Source organism: Vaccinium witches'-broom phytoplasma str. VAC, from assembly GCF_000309405.1.
Classification (GTDB): Bacteria; Bacillota_I; Bacilli_A; order Acholeplasmatales; family Acholeplasmataceae; genus Phytoplasma.
Genome location: NZ_AKIN01000049.1, coordinates 1 through 3,035, shown reverse-complemented (window position 1 = coordinate 3,035; position 3,035 = coordinate 1). Strand labels below are relative to the sequence as shown.

Annotated in this window: 3 protein-coding genes; all 3 read left to right on the top strand. The window is 23.9% G+C overall.

Features of this window, described 5'->3' with window-relative positions; genetic code table 11:
• The first annotated feature begins 352 nt into the window (after positions 1–352).
• The 3 genes from RI68_RS04300 (at position 353) to RI68_RS01535 (ending at position 2,839) form a co-directional block, all read left to right on the top strand.
• Positions 353–883, top strand: coding sequence for a DUF2130 domain-containing protein (locus tag RI68_RS04300; RefSeq protein ID WP_017193498.1), 531 nt, complete (start codon positions 353–355; stop codon positions 881–883).
• Positions 855–1,205, top strand: a complete 351-nt coding sequence (locus RI68_RS04295; RefSeq protein ID WP_261974277.1) for a DUF2130 domain-containing protein — start codon at positions 855–857, stop codon at positions 1,203–1,205. The genes RI68_RS04300 and RI68_RS04295 overlap by 29 nt, the downstream gene beginning before the upstream one ends.
• Before the next feature lie 302 nt (positions 1,206–1,507).
• Entirely contained in the window at positions 1,508–2,839 is a 1,332-nt protein-coding gene (locus tag RI68_RS01535; protein WP_017193496.1) for an rRNA adenine N-6-methyltransferase family protein, read from the top strand.
• Positions 2,840–3,035 lie beyond the last annotated feature (196 nt).

Genomic DNA, 3,035 nt, shown 5'->3' with positions numbered 1-3,035 from the left:
ATCTTATTTTTTAAATAACATAAATTAATTAAACAAATTGTTGTTTGTTGATATAAAAGAAAAAATCCTGAAAAAGGGTCTCTGTTGGTTAACTATTATTGCTAGCACTAGCTTCATTATTATATTATGCAATTATGCATCGCCTTTAATTGATTAAATAATTTCTAATAAAAACTAATATTTTATTATTATAACGCCAAATGGTTATCATCAGCAAGTCAAAAAAAGTTATAACAAAAACTAGGTAATTAGTTTTTTTATGTTATATTTAAATGAAACCATAAAATATTAATCTTTGTATCTTAATTATTTTTTCATAAAAACATTTTTAAATAATAAAGAGGTGAATAAAATGAAAAAAATTAAAGTTTTATTTAAAAATTCGTATGAATTAGAATTGAAAGAAAAGGGTTCTGTTGGCGATATAATTGATTTAAGAGATTCTATTGAAATTAATCTAGACGAATTAGGTAAAAATTATCGAGAAGAACAGCTGGCAAAAATGCGTTTTTCCTTACAACAAAAATATGAAGAAAAAATCAAAGAATTGCAGCACCAGCAAGAGAAAGAAAAAATGCTCCTAGAACACAATAAGGAACAAGAAATTTTTCAATTACAATTAAAAAGAGCGAATTTTAACATTAAATTAATGGGAGAAAACTTAGAACAATGGTGCGATAATGAGGTGCAAAACCAATTGTTAATTTCTAATGATATCACTTGGATAAAAGATAACCAAATCATTAATAATGCTAAAGGGGATTTTATTTACAAACTCCATTTTAATGCTGAAAAAAAAGATGATCAAATTTTAACTTCCGCGCTTTTAGAAATAAAATCAGAAGTGAAAAACAATTTACTTCCTCAAACTAAAAAAACGTAAAAACGAACAATATTTTAAAAAATTAGATCAAGATCGTAAAAATAAAAATTTAGAATTCGCTCTTTTAGTAAGTGAATTAGAATACGACCAAGAAAACGATATTCCTGTTAAAAAAGTGCCTGAATATGAAAATATGTTTATTGTGAGGCCATCTTATTTAGTCGTTTTTCTTAACATTATTACCGCTTTAGGGCGTAAACATAAAGAATTAATTATGAATTATTTTCAAGAAAAGCAAGAGTTTAAAAAAGAACAAAAAATTAAAGATGATTTTCAAACGATGAAAAACGAAATCTTAGATAATTCCTTTAAAAATATCTAACTCTTTATTTGAATCTTATGAAATAATTCAAACTAAAATTAATACTATTTTAGAACGCCATTTTAAAACAGTTTTAAATAAGATTAATAACTTTAAAATTGATAAAATTATTCAAAAAATTAACCATTTGGAGGAATAATAATAAATTTATTAAAACATTTTCACTGTCTTTACGTAACCAAATAATAATTTGGTATAATGGATAATGTAATTTATAATATTGATATTTAAAATCTAAATATTTTTTATTATTAAATTTCTATTTTGTTCATTTTATCTCGTTAGAAAGAAAAGCTAAATCTTTGAAAAAAATTAGTGTTTTGCTTAATTATTTTAAAAAAACTTATCATAAAATAATTAAGTTTAATGTTTTACTTTTGGCTTTGGTTTCGCTAACTCTTTTGTTAGGCGGATTTCATAGTTTTAATCTTTTTTTAGAAAAAGATAATTTTGTTAAATTCAGATGGTATTATTTTTTTTCTTTTTCGAAACAGTGTCTCTTTTTAATCTTAATTACTGTTTTTTTAATGATTTTTCAAAAAAATAAACGTATTACTGATATTTTTGCTTTATGTTCTTTGGTGAGCGTTATTATCAACACTATCTTTTTGCGTTCTTTTATTAGGGATTGGAATATTTACCCTTCTTCAGGTGTACCATTTTTTAATTTAATTATTTATTTTTTAGAATATATCATTATTCCTATTTGTTTTGTTATTTTTTATTTTATTAACGGTTCTTTTAAAGTTGATTACAGTATGTTAGGTTTAACGTTAATTCATCCTTTACTTTATTTCATTGATAGTTATTTAGTTAATTTATTGATGAATTGGCCTGAAGAAAAAATTTTCAGTACTCGTTTTTTTGCTAAACAATTGATTAATTATGATAACCAAAAACATCTCTTTATTTCTTATTGCAAAATTTTTCTCGCTTTTTTCTTTTTAACTACCGGGATTATCTTTTTACAAAAAAAGAAAAAATTTCTTTGGTGGAAAAGTGTATTTTTCTTCTCCCTTTTATTTTTTGTTTCTTTTATATCCCTTCAATCCAAAGAATGGTTGCACGCTAAAGAAGTGGTTTTACACCCTACCACCATGGGAGCTGGTATTTTCCCTGAAGCGCAAGAAATGTCTGAATATTTTCAAACAGTTTCAGATTTAACCCCGGAAGAACTCAAAAAAAATAATAATAAAATTTTAGAATTAGGTTCCGGTTGTGGTAATGTTACTCAATATTTAATAGAAAAATTTGGGGCAGAAAATATAATAGCTGTGGAATTAGATGACTTTTTATGCAAAGAATTAAAAACTCATTTTCCTGGTTTGAAAGTTATTCAAGGTAATGCCGCTCATTTCGAAACTTTACTCAAAAAAGAAAAAATAACGCATCAACAAATTAAAGGAATTGTTTCCACTTTACCGGTCGGTATTTTCAATCCTCAAGATTTTCAAAGTTTAAAAACCAGTATTAAAAAAATAGTGGTCCAAAATAATATTAAATATATGAATTATCGTTTTAAAATGTTTGAAACTGAAACTAGAGAAATGCCAGAACTGAAAAAAAGTCATAATTTCATGTTTATTTCGGAAATGGTAATGCCTTTAAGTGTTTATACTTACGTTAAAAAATAAAATTTAATTTTATATCAATGCAACGTATTTTTTACTTAAAAGAACCTTTTTAAGGTTCTTTTTTTATCATTTATGAGGATATATGCAATAAATAAAAAGATATTTTAAGAAAATAATTCTCTTTATATCGGTAAATTTATGGTTTTATTTCTAAAAAAAAAGAGTTTCACTGTTTTTTAAAAAAATATTTATTTTT

Coding starts and splice junctions, on each gene's coding strand:
- RI68_RS04300 (WP_017193498.1), top strand. CDS start 353: ATGAAAAAAATTAAAGTTTTATTTAAAAATTCGTATGAATTAGAATTG.